Raw genomic sequence first — 17529 nt, 5'->3', positions numbered from 1 at the left:
GCCATGAAATATATCATAAGAACAGCTGTTGTTAGGGATATCGCAGGACTCCGTTCTGTTCGTAATAACGAGGATTTATTCATGTCCTACATGAAACAGCAGGAAAATAAAGAAATCATCGTAGCTGTTGCTGAAACCGATGATGAGGATCGGGCCATCTTGGGGTTTGGTGTTCTTAAATTACAAGGAAAGCTGGTTCCTAAATTAAGTGATCTGTACGTTAAGGAAGTATATCGAGGTCAGGGTGTTGGATCAGCATTGATCCGGTATAGGGAAGAATGTGCAAAAGAATTGGGTTATCACGAAATGTTCGTAAGTGTTGATCCAGTCGAAAATCCTAAAATGGTCAAGCTGATCTCGAAGCACGGTTATCATGCCATCTCTGAGCCTTACTCCAAGCAGGCTAACTACTATAATGAAGATGGTTCAAGTTACGAGAAAACGTACACACGGATGGATTTGAAAAAGAAACTGCTGTAGTGTTGGTTTGCTTCGCTCCACGTAGTTGTTAACTTTGCTGTTGCGAGTCGGATGACACACAAGATTGTTGAAGGGTTGCGATGAGATGAACACAGGTGGTACTATAGGAACCCCAAATAATAGAATAGACGAAGTGGCACGTGTTATTCGCGCAATGTCTCACGAAGGATTCATGGGTAAAGAAGAGGTGTGGATTCAACTTGTTGGTGTGTCTAGTTTCGCTTCCTTGCTTGCGACTCGAAGAGGAGTAAACCAGGAACTGGCTGCGATCACAGGTTTGCTTCACGGATGTTACCTTTACAGAACCGGGATCAATGTTTTCCCAGGTCCTAATAGCGCAGATACTGCAAGGCAGCTACTCCGGGGTTTACAGCTATTCAGTGAGGAAGAGTTGAGTATCATACTGAATTCGATTTTTGTTCAAGAGGCATGCCAGCAGGTTCAGGGGCCGTACGAAGAGATTTTAAAGGATGCGATCCAGTTACAAATGAACTTCTCCCCTGTAAAACAGAGTACTGCAACCAAAATGGAGAAGGTCAGATTGCATCATGTATTACATAAGCTTGGAATGACGGTTGAGGTAGATGAAACGGATTCCACTGGCTCAACGGTAGAAAAACAGGGTTACGAACAAAGACGCTTAGCCCTTGCTGATGTTGCAGAAAAGTTGGCCAAGCAAAAGATTATCGGAGTTCCAGAGGATGAACTCTTTCGGGAGATTTGCCAGTATTGGCCGGACCCCGATATCCACTCGATACTCAAGGCTAATTGGTGCGCGGCTTTTTTGTATCATTGCTGTATGCAGGTTGGTATTAAACTACCTATTCGTTATCCTAACCAGACGTATCGTTTAGCTGGAGTTGGAGCATGGCTGGACTGGTCGAGATTACCTGAAACTGGATTTTTCTATCTTGATGAGGAAGACGGTTTCAAGCCAGAGCGTGGTGACTTGGTCGTATACGAAAAACTGCTGTCCGATGACTCGCATGATCACATTGGCATCGTTTTGTCTTGTGAGGGTGATCACTTACTCGTCGCAGAAGGAAACGTGGATAATCACAACTACTCGGGCATCGTAAACAGGTCCAGAGGTGACAGTATTCTTGGATACATTCGAATCAATGATGACTACCAATTTCATTTCGAAGGGGAATATAAACCGATTTAAGATTTGAAGCTGGCTGGTAACAGATTAAGGAGGCTGTAGAATAAATATGTGGAGGGGTAATTATGTTCAAACATGCCTTAGACCGAACAGATACAGCGTATCTTTCGCTGTTTACATCCAATGACGCTGCAGCGTTATTTCGGTTAATTGATCGTAACCGGGAACATCTCGGAGCCTGGCTCAGGATTCCTGATATGACTTTGACTGAAGAGGATTCAGCGGGTTTTATCGAACGCACTCGTCTGCGTTACGCGCAGGAGGAAGGATACTGGTTAGGGATCTGGTTTCGAGGCGAACTGGCAGGTTCGATTGGATATTGTGACATTGACATTAGTAACAGAAAGGCTGAAATTGGTTATTGGCTGGGCCAGGAATATGAGGGGAATGGACTCATAACGAAGGCAGTTAAGGTCCTTATTCAGCACGCATTTGAGCAACTTGGATTAAATAAAGTGGAGATTGGTGTAGCAACTGGTAACCAGAGAAGTCGTGCCATACCGGAGAAGCTGAATTTTCAACGTGAAGGCGAGTTGCGAGATTACGAGTTTTTGAATGGGAGATTTCTACATCGAGTGATGTACGGCCTAAGGGCCGATGAGTGGAAATCTAGTGATTCACAGCGAGATTAGAGCTTATAAGACGACAACGGGATGAATACTCTAATGAGTAAACTACCTTTATTTGTAATCACAGGTACGAGCGGTACGGGAAAAACAGCGGTGTCATCGCTTGTTCGCAAGCTTTTTCCTGAATTTGATGTCTTTGCAGAACGCGGATAAAGCCTTCGACCCGGCGATGCCGACGGTGGATACAACGAACCTGTCTTCCGAAGAAGCTACGAAACAGATTGAGTAGTGGGTAAGGAAGAATTGGTAGACTAGTCTTATATCTGAATGGAAAAAACGTTCAGAAGGTAACATAGAAGGATGATTGGAGGGGTTACATGCTCCCTTTTAAAGTCAATGATTCTATTCAGTTAAAGCTTATACAATCACAAGATCGAGATGAACTATACTCCTTAATTGATGAGAACCGAGTGATTCTAAGAGAGTGGCTGTTGTGGGTTGATAAAAGACAATCTCCTGAGGATTTGGATACTGTTATTGAAATGTGGACACGTAACTACGAAGAAAGAAATGGTTTCGATGCAGGAGTATGGTATAACCAAGAATTGGTTGGCATGGTAGGTTTGCATTACATCGATTGGAAAAACAAAGCGACGAGCATCGGATATTTCCTATCGGAATCGGCTCAAGGGAAGGGCATCATCACAACATCTATTCAAAAATTGAGTACATATCTATTTAATGAACTGAAGTTAAACCGAATTGTGATTCAATGCGCAGAGAACAACAACAAAAGTAGATCCATCCCTGAGAAGATCGGATTTAAAAACGAAGGCACATCCAGACAGGCTCAGTGGTTATATGATCATTATGAGAACATTGTGACGTACAGCCTATTGTCCAGTGATTGGCAGGAGGAAGGTTCGAAATGATATTCAACACCATCATATGGCTGGCAATCATTTGGTTAATTTATCGCTATTACAGTCTTCCGAAGAAAGATCATATGTACAGCGTCAAAGTGCCCACTACATATTTCATTTCGTCCCCCAACAGGACGGAGGTACAGAAGAACGTCGAATGTGCTGCTTTTTCCAGCGCATATGTGTTAAGACATTTCGGTACCGAATCCGAAGGAGATGAGCTTTATCGGAGGTATCCGCGCAAATTACTGGATGGGACCTTTTATCCAAAAGCAATCATTGTTTTTTTCAAAAAACTCGGGTACTCTGCCACGTATTTGCGTGGTAATGTCACTACGTTAAGAAAGCAGATCAGCCGCGGCGTGCCTGTCATTCTGTTCATCAGGGTTCATTCGGACCGGCGATTTTTGCACTTTGTGCCTGTTGTCGGGTATGACGAAACTCATTTTTATCTGGCAGAGTCTCTGGATTTCAAGCGAAATTGTGACGAAGCGCAGTACAACCGGAAGATAAGCGTAAATGAACTGGAATCGTTATGGAACACATGGTTGCCTTTCAGCCGCAACTCTTATATCGTGATTGAGCCCAAACCTGATTCTTTAGATAAATTCGCGTAATAAATTGTGCTATAAAACGGTTGAAGCATGGCTGAGTATGTTCATAATATAATCGGTGCTCCACCTACGATATACGATGTAAATATTTCATCAGGTTAACAAGTTCCGTGTTCGTCCGCATATACATTACAGAAGACGGGTCAAGACTCCGGCTGTCCGAAGTATGAACGGAGGGGAGAGACATGGGCATTGAATCATCCTGGATGTTTGATTTGTTTGGAACCGTCTTTCCGGTGGCATTTGTCCTGATTCTGGGTATCGTGCTGTTATCAATGGGCAAAGAAGTATGGAGGTGGGGGCGCAACAATGCAGAGCCTCTGCTGACCGTACACTCTCGCATCACCAGCAGACGGGTAAAGATGAGCCAGGCGCCTTCCGAATCCGGCACCGCAAATGCCGCACGAACGTTGTATTACGTCACTTTTGAAGTAGAGAGCGGTGACCGCTTGGAATTCAAAGTGAATGGCGAAGAGTACGGTATGTGTGCCGAGGGGGATGAAGGACGGCTCTCCTTCAAGGGAACCCGGTATATAGGATTTGAACGCACGAATCGTCTGTACACTGAACGTTTACGAGGTTAAAAGAAGTTGAAAATGGAGTAGCTTGCGCCCGAATGGCGTAAGCTTTTTTTGACGGATTAGGGGACAAGCGTTTCTTAAAGGGGCGAACGTGTTTGTATATAAGTATAGAGTTAGTGGAAATCGGTAAGAAGTGAACAAGGTAATAAGTATATCAAATTAAAAAGAGAGTCTTACCAGAGGAGGAAGATGGTCATGTCATTTACAGATCAGGTTGTTGTTGTCACGGGAGCGGCCCAGGGAATTGGGCGTAGTGTTGCCGAAGCTTATGCGGTTGCCGGGGCCAAAGTCGTGCTTGCCGATGTTCAGGAAGCCGAGGGAGCGGCGGCAGCGGCTTCTATCCGCAATGAGGGCGGCGAAGCTATCTTTGTGCAGTGTGATGTGCGGAAGGAGCAGGATATTCGGCAACTATTCGATACCACAGTGAAAGAGTTCAAGCAGGTTGATGTATTGGTGAATAACGCTGGCGTGTCCAGGTGGAAATCGCCCTATGAGCTAACGGTGGACGAATGGGACGATGTGCTCAATACGAATGTAAGAAGCTGTTTTCTGGCAAGTCGGGAGGCGGCCCGGCATATGAAAAAAAATGAACATGGCGGTGCCATCGTAAATATGGCTTCGACTCGTGCACGAATGTCTGAGCCGAATAGCGAGGCATATGCCGCATCCAAAGGTGCAATTACGGCGCTGACACATGCGATGGCAGTCTCACTTGGTAAAGACCAAATTCGGGTCAATTGTATCAGTCCCGGCTGGATTGAGACTGGAGATGTGTCCAAACTCAAAGCAGAAGACCATGAGCAACATCCATCCGGCCGGGTGGGGGTGCCATCGGATATTTCAAGGGCCTGTCTGTATTTGTCCGACCCTGCTAATACCTTTGTCACAGGGACTAATCTCGTAGTTGATGGAGGCATGACCCGAAAAATGATATATGAGGACTAGAACCGGGACGTTGCCCCGAAGCCGGTCTTTCGATATTCCTCGAAGCTGGAATAAGCCCAAGTTAAGCACTTGGGCTTATTTGTTTTTGATAAGTCGGTTGCTATAATGAATGTGATTTTACAACAGAACAGGAATGGAGGGAGTGTATGTTCGGGAAAACGTCCCGGAAAGTATTTTGGCTGTTATTACTGATCGGAGGAATGATAATGATCGGGATCAAGTCACCTGCTACAGCTGAAGATGTGGATATACGGGCAGCCTGGGTATGGCAGGCACAGTCTGTTAAGAGTGCAGGAGATGAGCTGCTGGAAAATGCGGCTAAACATAAGATAAATCGGCTGTATGTAAACGTAGACACGACCATCTCCAAAGAGGTGTATCAAGCATTTATTGCCAAAGCGTATCGTGAAGGTATTTCCATTGAGGCACTGGGCGGCGATCCTTCCTGGGGTGTTCAAGGCCGCGAGGCTCCGATGCTTCGATTCACTTCTTGGGTGCAGGATTACAATCAGGCTGTGGAAGCTAGCGAACGTTTTGATGCAATCCATCTGGATGTTAAACCATACGTGTTGCCTGCATGGAAGGAAGATGCCAAACCATTGGTGCAATCCTGGATCAGTAATATGAAAATGGTTTTAAATCAGGCCAAACAGGATGGCGGGATAGCCTTGCATGTCGATCTGCCTTTCTGGCTCGATTCATACACGGTCAAGGGTGATCGTACAGCTGATGATGCAGATAACGAAGCATTGTCACACTGGTTTATTCAAAATGTAGACCATGTGACATTGCTTGCTTACCGGGATAATGCACAAGGAAGTAACGGGATTATTCGTTTAATCGAACAGGAGATGCAGTGGGCAGACGCGAGCGGGACAAGTGTTACCGTGGGAGTAAACACCAAGCCGATGCCAGGTGAAGAGTTTACCAGTTTTGCCGGCAAAGGCTCAGCGCAGCTGGAGAATGCGCTCCAAGAGGTCGCAACTGCATTTCGGGAACATAAGTCCTATGCCGGTTCGGCTGTACATGATTTGACGTATTGGGGCGAACTGGAGCCAGGAGAACAGACACCGCCAGAGAAACCAGTGAACCCTCCTGCGAGTGCACCTGAAATTCGCGGCACCTATATCTGGGAGGCCTCACAAGTGACGGATGATGGCGGGGACCACATTCTCGCATTTGCCAAGCAACAAAAGATTAACTGGTTATACGTACGGCTTGATCTGGATCAGCGCTACTCCAGTTATCGCAGTTTTGTAAAAAGAGCGAAAGCTCAGGGAATCGAAGTTCATGCGATGGGTGGACATCCGATCTGGGGCAAAAAGGAAAATCGTCCTCGGATCAAACGACTGATCGATTATGTGAAAAACTACAATGCCGAAGTGGAACCGGACGAGCGGTTCGAGGGCATCCATCTGGATATCGAGCCTTATACGTTGCCCGAATGGGAGGCTAACCGGAATACGCTTCTGACCGAGTGGGCATCGAACATCGCCTATTTCCAAAAAGAAACGAAGAAAGACAGTAACCTTGAAACCAGTGCGGATCTTGCGGTGTGGCTGGATACCTACCCGCTACCAGGTAAGGATATCTCTGTGACGGAGTTTATGATTGATACGCTCGATCATGTATCTCTAATGGCATTCCGTAACTCTGCAGAAGGCTCCAACGGGATCGCTGCAGTTGTAAGTCAGGAAATGGAGATTGCGGATCGTTTGGGTAAACGACTGCTTATTTCCGTCGAAATGAAAGAAAATTTTGAAGGAACACATATTTCATTCCACGAAAAAGGAGCGGAGGAAATGGAGAGTCAGCTCATCAAACTGCCAGACCTGCTCTCTAAATACAAAGCATACCAAGGCAATCTGGTCCATGCTTACGATTACTGGATTGAAGCCAAACCTTAAAGGAATTCAAGAGCATAGCAAAATTAATTTGTGTTAGAAAAAGGCTTTGGGACTTCACCTCGCGTGAGGTTCCGGGCTTTTTTTGTGGAAAAAATCTGGAATAGTGTCACCGAATAGGCTCCTGCACAATACGATGTACGGTGATGAACAGCTGCTACAAGGGAGGGAACAGGCGATGGCAGTAATTAAGGCCAACTCGGAGGACGTCAAGCTTTTGGCGAGACTAATGCGGGCAGAAGCCGAGGGTGATGGGGATCAAGGCATGTTGCTGGTAGGCAATGTTGGCGTGAATCGTGTGCTGGCGGACTGCCTGGATTTTGGCAACATCCGTGATATGAACCGCATGGTCTTTCAAAATCCGGGGGGCTTTGAGTCTACGCAGAAGGGATACTTCTATCAGCGGGCGAGACAATCCGAGATTCGGCTCGCACAACGGGTCATTAACGGGGAGCGTTTCTGGCCGGCGAGCAACTCGTTATGGTTTTTCAGACCGGTTGGAGATTGTCCGGCAACGTGGTATAACCAGCCCAACACGGGACGTTTCAAGGCGCATTGTTTCTTTAGTCCAACCGGGGAAGACTGTCCGGACGTCTATTAATTCATTATCAATTTTCATATTCAGGGAGGAATTATCGTGATTAACACACCTTATCAACCAACTCAAACTATGGGGCAGCAAGCCAATTCCGTATTGGGCGCACAAGCGAATTCAGTATTAGGGGCACAAGCGAATTCTCAAGTTCAGGGAACGGCTTACAAAGTCGGTAATGGCATGCCGTCGATGGCACCAACACCCGGCATGGTATCACCTGGGATGGTGTCTCCTAGCTCCACCAGCGTACCGCCACTCGTATCCAGCGGAAGCCCGATGACACCGTCAGGAACGGTCGTTTCCACTACAGCTCCACAGTTTGAGCAATCGTACATTGAAAATATTTTACGTTTAAACCTGGGTAAATTCGGTACATTCTACATGACATACGAAGGAAACAAAGAATGGAATGCTCGTATTTTCCAAGGGATTATCGAAGCAGCTGGACGTGACCACATCATTATCAGTGATCCTAAAACAGGCAGAAGAATCATGTTGCTGATGGTGAACTTCGACTATGCAACGTTTGATGAGCCGCTGCTTTATCAATATCCGGGTGTTGTTGGCAACTATCCGCAAGCGCCAAGCAGACGTTAATTCTTCGTTAATACCGACACATAAGTCTATCCATGCTGTCCTGAATGCAGTGCACATCTGCAGGCAGGACGGCTTTTGCATTTGTAGTCGAAAATAAAGTAACCTAATCAAGAGTTCAAGGCACTTACATATGAGAACACAAAAGAAGCAATAGATATACAAGTTCAGGCAGCAATGAACGACAGATGAAGGGAGTCCGCGGTATTGAAATCATGGATTGAAGGAGCAATGCAGGGAGAAACGGAAGCTTATGAGCAACTGGTGACGCATTTTCGCGGAATGGCACTTGCTGTGGCCTATCAGCAGTTACAGGATGAACATGGTGCAGAAGATGTTGTACAGGAGGCGTTTACCGAAGCATTCGCTAATCTGTTCAAATTGGAGAAGCCGGAAGCCTTTCCGGGATGGTTCAAAATCATTGTAGAAAGGCAATGTTATCGCTGGCTCAGACGCAAGCGGCATTCGGTGGTTCCAATACAAGAAGTAGAGACAGTATTCCTTGAAGAAGATCAGACCCGTAATCCAGAAGCTCAGGCGATCCAGAAGGAGCTACAGGAGACGCTACGTCGTTCAATTGCCCAGTTGCCATCATCACTGCAAGTTGTGGTTGAACTGTTTTATTTTCAAGGCTACACGCTTAAAGAAATATCGGACTTTCTTGGTGTGAATGTATCTGCATTAAAGAAAAGGCTGTTTGATGCACGAACAAAACTCAAGCGTTCACTGCCTATACGAAATCTGGCATCCGTGTTCAATGAACTTCATGAAGGAGGAAAAGGCATGTTGCATATTATGAATGGGGATCATGCGGCCAATCGCTTACGGGAAAGCGATATACAAGGAGACATTCTCGTCTGGAGGGAATTGTATACGTATGGTCCTGTAACTACAGCTATGGCGGACAGGAGCGCTCGTCAGCATCGTGCTGTTGTTTTGGAGGAGGAACTGGGCATACCCCAGAAGGTGTATTTGCAGATTGATTCATTAGACGAGAAGCTTCGTTCGTTACAACAGTATAAAGAGATTGTGTTATGGTTCGAGTATGACCTTTATGATCAAACGATGTTATCCTATTTGCTACATTATTTTAGCGGCCAAGATCTACAAAATATACGTCTGAATCTCCTTTGCATCGATTCGTATCCCGAGGTAGAGCATTTCAGAGGACTGGGACAGCTTACTCCGAAGCAGATCGGAAGTTTGTCAGGCAACTGGCATGTCATTGAAAAACAGGAACTTCAGGCTGGTAAACAGTTCTGGGAAGCGTACAGCTCATCTGACATTCGGTTGCATCAAGAATACTTAAAGTCCGGAATGAAAGAACTCCCATTTGCAAAAGCAGCATTCGAGGCGCATCTGTCCAGGTTGCCTTCCGTAACCAATGGCTTGGGTAGTATTGAACAGACTACATTGGAAACCATCAGAGCAGGTATTCATCGTCCACATGACCTGTTTCGTAAGGTAGGAGACAAGCTACATGTGCTCGGCATGGGTGATCTGGAATACTGGGCTCATTTGAAAAGGATGTCTGAAGGCCCACATGCACTCATTCGAATGACAGGAGCCACAAGTTTTCCGATGTTTAATGAGCATGATCAGGCATTTCATGATGCTGTGATGTCGTTGACGGAACGGGGCGTTCAGGCGTTAAATGGTGAAATCGACTGGAGTATCTTGAGTGAGAATGAATATTGGGTTGGCGGATTGCTTATTGGAAAAAATCATCCATCCAGTTGGCGCTGGAACTCAACTGAAAAGATGTTATGTGAGATTTAAAGAACTGCCTGTATTTATAAAATGTGAATAAAACAACGAAATTGCTACTTTTGTAAACGGATTTTGTCGATTTGGCCTTTAGGTGTCATAGGACACGGATTGACTGTGTAGTGTAGAATTATATAATAAAAGAAGTATATCCATGTTATTATGGCGTAAACAGCAGGAGGTGGAAGCATTGGGAAGTTGAAATTGCATATGAACGGCAGAATGGCTAATATCCTACATTTTCGAAGGAGGTGGACCTATTTGCCGAACGATCACGGCGAATAGGAAGAACATTTGAGTGACCCCTTACCGAGTATTATGAGTTTGATTTTAATTGGTTTACTGGTATTAATGAATGGTTTCTTTGTCTCGGCAGAATTTGCAATGGTCAAGGTGCGGAGCAGCCGAATTGAGGCTTTAGTAGAAGCGGGTAATCGCAATGCGAAATATGCGTCAAACATTATACGTAATATGGATGCGTATTTATCAGCTTGCCAGCTAGGTATTACGTTAGCTTCACTTGGACTCGGATGGCTGGGAGAGCCCGTCATTGCACGACTGCTGGAGCCTGTATTTACGGCATTTGGACTGGGTCCTGTATATGTGCATGGCATCTCGATTGTCATTGCGTTTGTCATTATTACGATTTTGCATATTGTTCTGGGTGAACTGGCTCCCAAAACGATGGCAATCCGCAAGTCAGAGGCCATTACACTGTGGTCTGCGGCACTGCTGACGTTCTTTTACAAATTGATGTATCCGTTTATCTGGGTACTGAACGGCATGGCTAATGCTTTGCTCAGACTGTTTCGGATGGCACCTGCTTCAGAACTGGATGAAGCGCATAGTGAAGATGAAATACGTATTCTCATGAAAGAAAGCAATAAGAGCGGTTTAATTGATAACACTGAATTAGCACTTGTTGATAATATATTTGATTTTACGGATACAACCGCCCGTGAAATCATGATTCCGCGGACGGAAATGATCTGTCTGAACGCCAATCAGTCCATGCTCGAAAATATGGAGATTGCGAGCGAAAGCATGCGTACCCGGTATCCGGTATATAACGGAGACAAGGACCATATTATCGGCTTTATTCACATTAAGGATCTGATGCGTTCACAGTTAACAGATACCATATCCGTGATTCGTCCGATTCTGGCTGTGCCCGATACGACGTTAATTAGTGATCTGCTCAAGCGTATGCAACGTAGCAAAACACAAATTGCTGTTCTGATCGACGAATACGGGGGAACATCCGGTATGGTCACGCTTGAAGATATCATGGAAGAGATTGTTGGTGAGATTCAGGATGAATTTGATCAGGAGCGTCCAACCATTGAACAAGTGAATGAAATGGAATACTCGATTGACGGATTAATGCTGATTGAAGAAGTTAGTGAACGATTCGGCATTGAGATGGATCGAACGGATTACGATACGATTGGCGGCTGGTTATATTCCAGAGTGGATGCGATTCCGCCTGAAATTGGCCAATCCGTTGAATATGATGGGTATTTGTTTATTATCGAGGAGACGGAACACAAGCGAATCTCGCGTGTACATGTGATGAAGCTTGAAATGCTGGTTGAAGAAGAAGGAGCTTAGCTTCTCAGTGAGCATGAAATTCAAGATTTTGAGTATACCGACGTTTCTTAAAAGTTCTTAAAAGGTTCCTTACATGTAAGCCGCTACTATTTAGCGGCTTTTTTGATTGCTCCCTAACAAGTTTCTTGGCTGGTTGACGCTGGAAGAACCTCATGGTAATATTCAATTTAATAAAAGAAGAGGAGGCTCGTTCCTATGATTCATTCCATGCGTCTTCGATAAGCAGGTCAAAAAAGCGGATTTTTCCACAATTGTGGGCTTTTTTGATTTGCTTATTTTACGTATGGAAAGACATAGGTTTCGAATAGGGTAGCTTATTTGTGCTATGCTGATTCGAGGTGTCTTCTACACGTGAGTAATGCAGATTTAAGTCCACAGTGGGCTTGGATCTGCATTTTTTATTACATCCTTAATAGCTGACATAGAAAGGAGGGAAGACCTCATGAGATATATGCATTGGTATTTCTTTATATAATCCTCTTCTTAAATCGCAGGTCATCCTGCGAGCGTGAAAACTGCGATTTTTGAAGGAGGAACCTATAATGAGTTTGTTAATTAAAGCAAAAGAAATTGTAGTGGAATATTCGGGCCGTGAAGTATTCAATATTGAACATTTGGAGCTTTATGAATATGACCGGATCGGCTTGGTTGGCGCTAATGGGGCGGGCAAGAGCACATTGTTAAAAGTATTACTGGGTGAGATTCCCGAATCTTGTGCGAAAGTGCTTAGGAACGGCAGTTTTTCTTATATTCCGCAGATGGAGCAGGCCGGAGATCAGGGGGAAATGGATTATGCATTAACGGGTAAGCTTGGAATAAACGATGTAGATGCTGATCAAATGAGTGGCGGGCAGGAAACACGGTTCAAAATTGCTCAGGCTTTGTCTGAGTCAGTGCACGGTATTTTTGCGGATGAACCCACGAGCCATCTCGATTCAGAGGCAATCCATTTCCTGATTCATCAGCTCTCTTTTTATACGGGAGCGTTGCTGGTTATCAGTCATGATCGGTATTTTCTGGATCAGGTGGTTGATAAAATTTGGGAACTGAAGGATGGGAAAATTACCGAGTATTGGGGTGGATATTCCGATTACTTGGCGCAGAAGAAAGAAAACCAGAAAAAGCAGGAAATCCAGTATCAGCAATATGTCAATGAACGGGGACGACTGGAAAAAGCGATGTCTGAAAAAAAGAATCAGGCTCGGAAAATCGATCAGAAAGAGAAAGGGGCCGCAAGGAAAAATAGCTCTGATCAAGGTGGCAGACTTGCCCATCAGAAATCTGTGGGGAGTAAACAAAAGAAACTTCATCAAGCCGCCAAAAATCTGGAACAACGGATTGAAGCGTTAGGTGATGTCCAAGCACCGGAGATGCATCGTACGATTCACTTTCGTCAGAGTCATACATCAGGACTTCACAGTCCATTTCCGATTATAGGAAAAGAGATGAATAAAAGATTTGGTGATACTGTCATTTTGGAAAACGCTTCTTTTCAATTTCCGCTTGGGGGCAAGATCGCGCTGACAGGTGCGAACGGTGCAGGGAAAACTACGTTGCTTAACATGATTTTAAACCGTGAACAGGGCATCACCATATCTCCTAAGGTAGAGATCGGTTATCTTGCACAACATGCATACACACTTGACCGCCATCAGGTCGTCATGGAATTCATGCAGGAGAACTGTGACTATCAGGTGCCTGAGATTCGAGCTGTATTAGCATCTCTCGGATTTTCTCAGCATGATATACGCAAGCGGCTAGCTGTATTAAGCGGCGGCGAGATCATGAAGTTGCAGCTGGCGAAAGTTTTACTTGGCCGATACAATATTTTGCTTATGGATGAACCGAGTAATTTTCTTGATATTCCTGCAATGGAGGCGTTGGAGCACTTGTTGAAAAGCTATGAAGGCACGATTGTTTTCATCTCACATGATGCACGTTTTATCGAGAACGTGGCTGATCAGGTATATTCTATAGAGCATAACCAAATTGTTCGAATCAGATAATCAGAAAATGATGTTGCTGTTTGCATAAAGTAGATTTAGATTCCGCCGAATGAAGCCTATTCTTCATCATACGAGATGGATTATTTTAGGTTTCACGATTTTATTTATCTGGAAAATGTTTAAAGGACGCTACCGATTGAACCATCGGGCGTCCTTATTTTTTTGAAACCAGTTATCCATTCCGTCCGTTTAATAGATTACACCAAAAATCAAAACAGAGCTGAGGAGGAATGAAGATGCATAATATTCTTAGACGAGGTAGACAAATATGCCGTACGCCAATCTTGAAAGTAAGTCTGGTTCTGGCTTTGACTGCGCCAGTTTTTCTTATCCTGTCTGCCGATCCGTCCGCAGTTGCAAGTCCGATCATCAACGTGACATCGGGAGCTCGAACCGCTCCGCCGCCACTCGAGCCTCAGGAGTATTTTCTCCAATCAAGGGCTGCCAAACCCGTACATATCTATCAGGCGACTTGTACATTAACACGCGGAGACGGACTTCATGCCATCGTAAAAACAGCGACTAGAACATTCAAAGACATGAAAACCTTGTCTGTGAATTATCGATTGGAGCGCTGGACAGGAACAGCTTGGGTAACGTTCGGAGGCAGCTCCTCGACACAGACCCAAACGAATCTTCTTCGATCCAATTCGGATTGGGAGGTCACATCCGGTTATTATTATCGTGTCACTAGTGTTCATACTGCTCATGATGGGATGACATTGGATCAGTCTACACATACATCGCCTAGTGTATTGTTTTAATTTATTTTGATTTGGCAGGAGAATTTTGCTCCAGAAAATCGTTGGCGATTGCAAGCATCTCCTCTTCAGTCACGGTTCCAAACAGACTCATACTTAGAGAACCTGTCATCCACTGAATAGAATTGAAGGGTGGTCCAACATACATGAGTGCTTCACTATCATCTGCAAGCTTCACAACAGTGCTCTTCTGCAGTGATGTTTTCTCAAGAGACTGCCCTGGCTTAACGTATTCATAATCGAACTGGATAAGCTCGTCTGTATCACTTTTACCCTGGATGGAGTATTTCACCCTCATCATATCGGACTCGTAATAGTTGTCAGGATTGACGGGATTCTCTGTATCCAGTACGAGTTCATATTTTATCTTGTCAAAACGGGCAGGAATGGCTTTGGATATAATAAATTCACCGATAAATCCATCACGAGCGATCTTTTCCGTAACCGCAACGGGGCGAAAAACATGTTTGTTGAGTTCAAAGGCAGGAATGTCTTCCGCTTCATCATGGATAATTGTGCTCGATTCAAGGTCAGGTGGTGGCGGTGTTTTGGCGGTTGAGGGATCGGGACTCAGATTTACAGACTTATCCTCAACCATGATCGATTTCATGCCATTACTCCAATTCTTGATCGATTGAACAATAGGAGATACGGCTTGTGTTCCGGAGGGCAGACTGAAAATAACGGCTCCAATGGTCACAGAAGCTGCCACGATGCCCGATAGCTTGAAGGTGCGTATTTTACGTTTACGTGCGCCAATTCTTTCGATCTCTTTATGTACCTTTTGCCAGGATTGCTGCATGGATTCTGTACGGGCGGCAGAGGGGGCGGAGGCAGCTTGCTGGAAAGCTTCATCAAACGCCTGCTCAAACGCTGCATCAAAGTATTCATCTTCCAGACCTGATTCGAATGGTTGTTCAAGCTTATCTAGCTTGCCTTTGCTCAATGCTTCCACCCCATTCCTTATGTAGTTTCTTTTTGATACTACCTCTTGCCCGGAATAATCGCTGTTTCACAATGTCTTCTGTGGTGCTCAACAATTCAGCAATTTCCCGATAAGAAAAGCCTTCTTTCCACCGTAACTCAACCAGAACGCGATATTCCGGCTTCAGCTGAGAGAGGTAACGCTCAATGGATTCTTGCATCATCTGAGTCTCGACTATGTTTTCAACCGAAACAGCGGTTTGATTCATCGTCTCTATATCTATAAAGACACTGTCCGCGTCGAGTTGGTTACGGTTATTTTTATTTTTTCTCAAATAATTTATTGCGGTATTCCGGGTGACTACTTTGAGCCAGGCTTTAAGTTTAACCTCGTCTTCGAAGAGGGGTTTGTTTTTAATGATTTTAATAAAAGCTTCCTGAATAATATCTTCTGCCGCTGCACGTTCCTTGATGATATATACGATTAATCCATACACCATATTATAGTATTCATAATAGACTTCTTCCTGAAGTACAGGTCCTAATTGATGAAAATCGGATGCAAGTAAAAGCTGGAGCCGATTGGCCATGGTGTTCTCCTTTCTGGTCAACAGTCCACAAACATTGGTATCATTACATTTTACAACAGATTATGGAAACGTTACAATGTCCGATAGACCTGATTACAGACCTGAAAAGAGGGAGTTCCGACCCTGTTTGACGTTTGCTGAAAAAGAAAACACAGACGATTATGCAAACCATGGAATCCATGGCAGCAAAATCGCCTGTACAATTTAAAGTGTTTACCGCAACGATAGATATAGATATGAAATCGTGGGTACATAAAGTTTCTTTTTTAAAAGGCCCAGTTTCCTTTCAGGAAAATCGGTTCACGGTCACCACTCGCTGTAATGCCATAGATGTCAGTCTCCGAAGAACCCAACATGAAATCCACATGGGTAATGCTGGAGTTCATACCGCGTTCCGCAAGCTCTTCGGGAGACATGGTTTTGCCTCCTTCGATATTGGAAGCGTAAGAACTGCCAATTGCCAGATGGCAAGATGCGTTCTCATCATAAAGCGTTGTGTAATACAGGATGCCGCTTTCCGAGATCGGAGAGTGGAAAGGTACAAGTGCAACTTCACCGAGGTAATGAGAACCTTCATCCATGGAAATGAGACGTTCCAACGTTTCCTGACCTTCCTCTGCATGAAAGTCCACAATCCGTCCCTTCTCGAACGTAAGTGTAAATCGGTCAATAATGCTACCGCCGTAACTTAGTGGTTTGGTACTCGCCACTGTGCCGTTCACACCGTATTTCGCTGGAGCGGTGTACACTTCTTCCGTAGGAATATTGGCTACAAAAGGGGTACCTTGTGCGTTTACGCTACCAGCCTGCGCCCAAATATGTCCTTCAGGGAGCTCTATCGTAAGATCCGTTCCCGGGGAGATGTAATGTAGTGCATGGTACTTTTTGTTATTGAGCGCGACGGCTCGAGACTCCAGTCGTTCAATATGTTGTTCCCACGCAGCAATCGGATCTTCAACGTCTGCGCGTACTGCGGCAAATATCGCATCCCAGAGCTGATTCATCTGTTCTGCTTGCGGGAGATCAGGGAATACCTTGGCCGCCCAATCCGGTGAAGGGCAAGCAATGCCAGTCCAGCTCATTTTATCAGCTTGCAGATACTGACGATACTTAGCCATTGCCTGACCAAAGGAGCGCTGGTTCGCCGAGATTCTAGCCGGATCAATGCCTTTCATCAGATCAGGGCTGGAGGATAAAATCGTCAGAAAAACGGCATTATTCTCAGCAAGTTCCTCCATCTCTGCCGCATGCCACTTTGGAAGTTCCTCGAAGGACTCCTTGGGGGCCATTTCAAAGCGAAGACGGTTGACCGTTTCATCGGAGTATTTCACGATAACTTGTTTGGCCCCGGCTTCATATCCTTTGCGTACGAGCAATTGTACAAGTGGTGCCGCATCAATCATGGCATTGATGACAAAAATCTGCCCCGGCTGCACGTTTGCCCCGACTTTGACGGCGAGTGCAGCGTATCGATCCAGCTTTTGTTCAAAACTTAACATT

General features: G+C 45.0%; 17 protein-coding genes. 14 read left to right on the top strand and 3 right to left on the bottom strand.

The features are described from left to right. Positions 1–3 precede the first annotated feature (3 nt). The 14 genes from Q9R46_RS11300 (at position 4) to Q9R46_RS11235 (ending at position 14518) form a co-directional block, all read left to right on the top strand. The gene (locus Q9R46_RS11300; RefSeq protein WP_311280111.1) at positions 4–480 is read left to right on the top strand and encodes a GNAT family N-acetyltransferase; all 477 of its coding nucleotides are present in this window, start codon (positions 4–6) and stop codon (positions 478–480) included. Positions 481–565: 85 nt separating this feature from the next. Further along, on the top strand, positions 566–1648 hold the full coding sequence (locus tag Q9R46_RS11295) for a CHAP domain-containing protein (RefSeq protein ID WP_311280110.1): 1083 nt from the start codon (positions 566–568) through the stop codon (positions 1646–1648). Between the two features lie 62 nt (positions 1649–1710). Next, a complete protein-coding gene (locus Q9R46_RS11290; protein WP_311280109.1) occupies positions 1711–2277 on the top strand; it encodes a GNAT family N-acetyltransferase in 567 nt (188 codons plus the stop codon). A 314-nt stretch (positions 2278–2591) separates the two neighbouring features. Further along, positions 2592–3146: a GNAT family N-acetyltransferase gene (locus Q9R46_RS11285; RefSeq protein ID WP_311280108.1), complete on the top strand. Its 555-nt coding sequence runs from the start codon at positions 2592–2594 to the stop codon at positions 3144–3146. Next, positions 3143–3754 (top strand): C39 family peptidase, encoded by a 612-nt coding sequence (locus Q9R46_RS11280; protein ID WP_311280107.1) that lies wholly within the window; start codon positions 3143–3145, stop codon positions 3752–3754. The genes Q9R46_RS11285 and Q9R46_RS11280 overlap by 4 nt, the downstream gene beginning before the upstream one ends. Before the next feature lie 182 nt (positions 3755–3936). After that, complete coding sequence (locus Q9R46_RS11275) at positions 3937–4335, top strand: DUF2500 domain-containing protein (RefSeq protein WP_145331419.1); 399 nt, start codon at positions 3937–3939, stop codon at positions 4333–4335. Positions 4336–4527: 192 nt separating this feature from the next. Next, positions 4528–5277: an SDR family NAD(P)-dependent oxidoreductase gene (locus Q9R46_RS11270; RefSeq protein WP_311280106.1), complete on the top strand. Its 750-nt coding sequence runs from the start codon at positions 4528–4530 to the stop codon at positions 5275–5277. Positions 5278–5423: 146 nt separating this feature from the next. Next, the gene (locus Q9R46_RS11265; protein WP_311280105.1) at positions 5424–7184 is read left to right on the top strand and encodes a hypothetical protein; all 1761 of its coding nucleotides are present in this window, start codon (positions 5424–5426) and stop codon (positions 7182–7184) included. Between the two features lie 175 nt (positions 7185–7359). Continuing rightward, entirely contained in the window at positions 7360–7782 is a 423-nt protein-coding gene (locus Q9R46_RS11260) for a cell wall hydrolase (protein ID WP_311280104.1), read from the top strand. 183 nt (positions 7783–7965) lie between these two features. After that, entirely contained in the window at positions 7966–8373 is a 408-nt protein-coding gene (gerQ, locus tag Q9R46_RS11255; RefSeq protein WP_251504651.1) for a spore coat protein GerQ, read from the top strand. A 204-nt stretch (positions 8374–8577) separates the two neighbouring features. Next, positions 8578–10149, top strand: a complete 1572-nt coding sequence (locus Q9R46_RS11250) for a sigma-70 family RNA polymerase sigma factor (RefSeq protein WP_311280103.1) — start codon at positions 8578–8580, stop codon at positions 10147–10149. A 306-nt stretch (positions 10150–10455) separates the two neighbouring features. After that, a complete protein-coding gene (locus tag Q9R46_RS11245) occupies positions 10456–11748 on the top strand; it encodes a hemolysin family protein (RefSeq protein ID WP_145332817.1) in 1293 nt (430 codons plus the stop codon). A 542-nt stretch (positions 11749–12290) separates the two neighbouring features. Beyond that, positions 12291–13754: an Msr family ABC-F type ribosomal protection protein gene (locus Q9R46_RS11240; RefSeq protein ID WP_311280102.1), complete on the top strand. Its 1464-nt coding sequence runs from the start codon at positions 12291–12293 to the stop codon at positions 13752–13754. Positions 13755–13990: 236 nt separating this feature from the next. Then, positions 13991–14518 (top strand): hypothetical protein, encoded by a 528-nt coding sequence (locus tag Q9R46_RS11235; RefSeq protein ID WP_311280101.1) that lies wholly within the window; start codon positions 13991–13993, stop codon positions 14516–14518. A gap of 1 nt (position 14519) precedes the next feature. On the opposite strand, the gene Q9R46_RS11230 is transcribed toward Q9R46_RS11235, so the two are convergent. From Q9R46_RS11230 to Q9R46_RS11220, 3 genes are all read right to left on the bottom strand, one after another. Next, positions 14520–15461, bottom strand: a complete 942-nt coding sequence (locus Q9R46_RS11230; protein ID WP_311280100.1) for a hypothetical protein — start codon at positions 15459–15461, stop codon at positions 14520–14522. Beyond that, positions 15439–16029 (bottom strand): RNA polymerase sigma factor, encoded by a 591-nt coding sequence (locus Q9R46_RS11225; RefSeq protein WP_311280099.1) that lies wholly within the window; start codon positions 16027–16029, stop codon positions 15439–15441. The genes Q9R46_RS11230 and Q9R46_RS11225 overlap by 23 nt, the downstream gene beginning before the upstream one ends. A gap of 266 nt (positions 16030–16295) precedes the next feature. Further along, on the bottom strand, positions 16296–17528 hold the full coding sequence (locus tag Q9R46_RS11220) for an aminopeptidase (protein ID WP_311280098.1): 1233 nt from the start codon (positions 17526–17528) through the stop codon (positions 16296–16298). Between the last annotated feature and the right edge of the window lies 1 nt (position 17529).

Origin of the sequence: Paenibacillus sp. RRE4, from assembly GCF_031844205.1 — a bacterium.
GTDB classification, from domain to species: Bacteria; Bacillota; Bacilli; order Paenibacillales; family Paenibacillaceae; genus Paenibacillus; species Paenibacillus xylanexedens_B.
The sequence above is the reverse complement of the archived record's forward strand: the minus strand, read 5'-3'. Positions and strand labels throughout refer to the sequence as shown.

What these genes read in the sequence shown, in the direction of transcription:
- gerQ (WP_251504651.1), top strand. Translation starts at nt 7,966, where the DNA reads ATGGCACCAACACCCGGCATGGTATCACCTGGGATGGTGTCTCCTAGC.
- Q9R46_RS11275 (WP_145331419.1), top strand. Translation starts at nt 3,937, where the DNA reads ATGGGCATTGAATCATCCTGGATGTTTGATTTGTTTGGAACCGTCTTT.
- Q9R46_RS11260 (WP_311280104.1), top strand. Translation starts at nt 7,360, where the DNA reads ATGGCAGTAATTAAGGCCAACTCGGAGGACGTCAAGCTTTTGGCGAGA.
- Q9R46_RS11265 (WP_311280105.1), top strand. Translation starts at nt 5,424, where the DNA reads ATGTTCGGGAAAACGTCCCGGAAAGTATTTTGGCTGTTATTACTGATC.
- Q9R46_RS11220 (WP_311280098.1), bottom strand. Translation starts at nt 17,528, where the DNA reads ATGTTAAGTTTTGAACAAAAGCTGGATCGATACGCTGCACTCGCCGTC.
- Q9R46_RS11295 (WP_311280110.1), top strand. Translation starts at nt 566, where the DNA reads ATGAACACAGGTGGTACTATAGGAACCCCAAATAATAGAATAGACGAA.
- Q9R46_RS11245 (WP_145332817.1), top strand. Translation starts at nt 10,456, where the DNA reads ATGAGTTTGATTTTAATTGGTTTACTGGTATTAATGAATGGTTTCTTT.
- Q9R46_RS11235 (WP_311280101.1), top strand. Translation starts at nt 13,991, where the DNA reads ATGCATAATATTCTTAGACGAGGTAGACAAATATGCCGTACGCCAATC.
- Q9R46_RS11270 (WP_311280106.1), top strand. Translation starts at nt 4,528, where the DNA reads ATGTCATTTACAGATCAGGTTGTTGTTGTCACGGGAGCGGCCCAGGGA.
- Q9R46_RS11285 (WP_311280108.1), top strand. Translation starts at nt 2,592, where the DNA reads ATGCTCCCTTTTAAAGTCAATGATTCTATTCAGTTAAAGCTTATACAA.
- Q9R46_RS11240 (WP_311280102.1), top strand. Translation starts at nt 12,291, where the DNA reads ATGAGTTTGTTAATTAAAGCAAAAGAAATTGTAGTGGAATATTCGGGC.
- Q9R46_RS11280 (WP_311280107.1), top strand. Translation starts at nt 3,143, where the DNA reads ATGATATTCAACACCATCATATGGCTGGCAATCATTTGGTTAATTTAT.
- Q9R46_RS11290 (WP_311280109.1), top strand. Translation starts at nt 1,711, where the DNA reads ATGTTCAAACATGCCTTAGACCGAACAGATACAGCGTATCTTTCGCTG.
- Q9R46_RS11225 (WP_311280099.1), bottom strand. Translation starts at nt 16,029, where the DNA reads ATGGCCAATCGGCTCCAGCTTTTACTTGCATCCGATTTTCATCAATTA.
- Q9R46_RS11300 (WP_311280111.1), top strand. Translation starts at nt 4, where the DNA reads ATGAAATATATCATAAGAACAGCTGTTGTTAGGGATATCGCAGGACTC.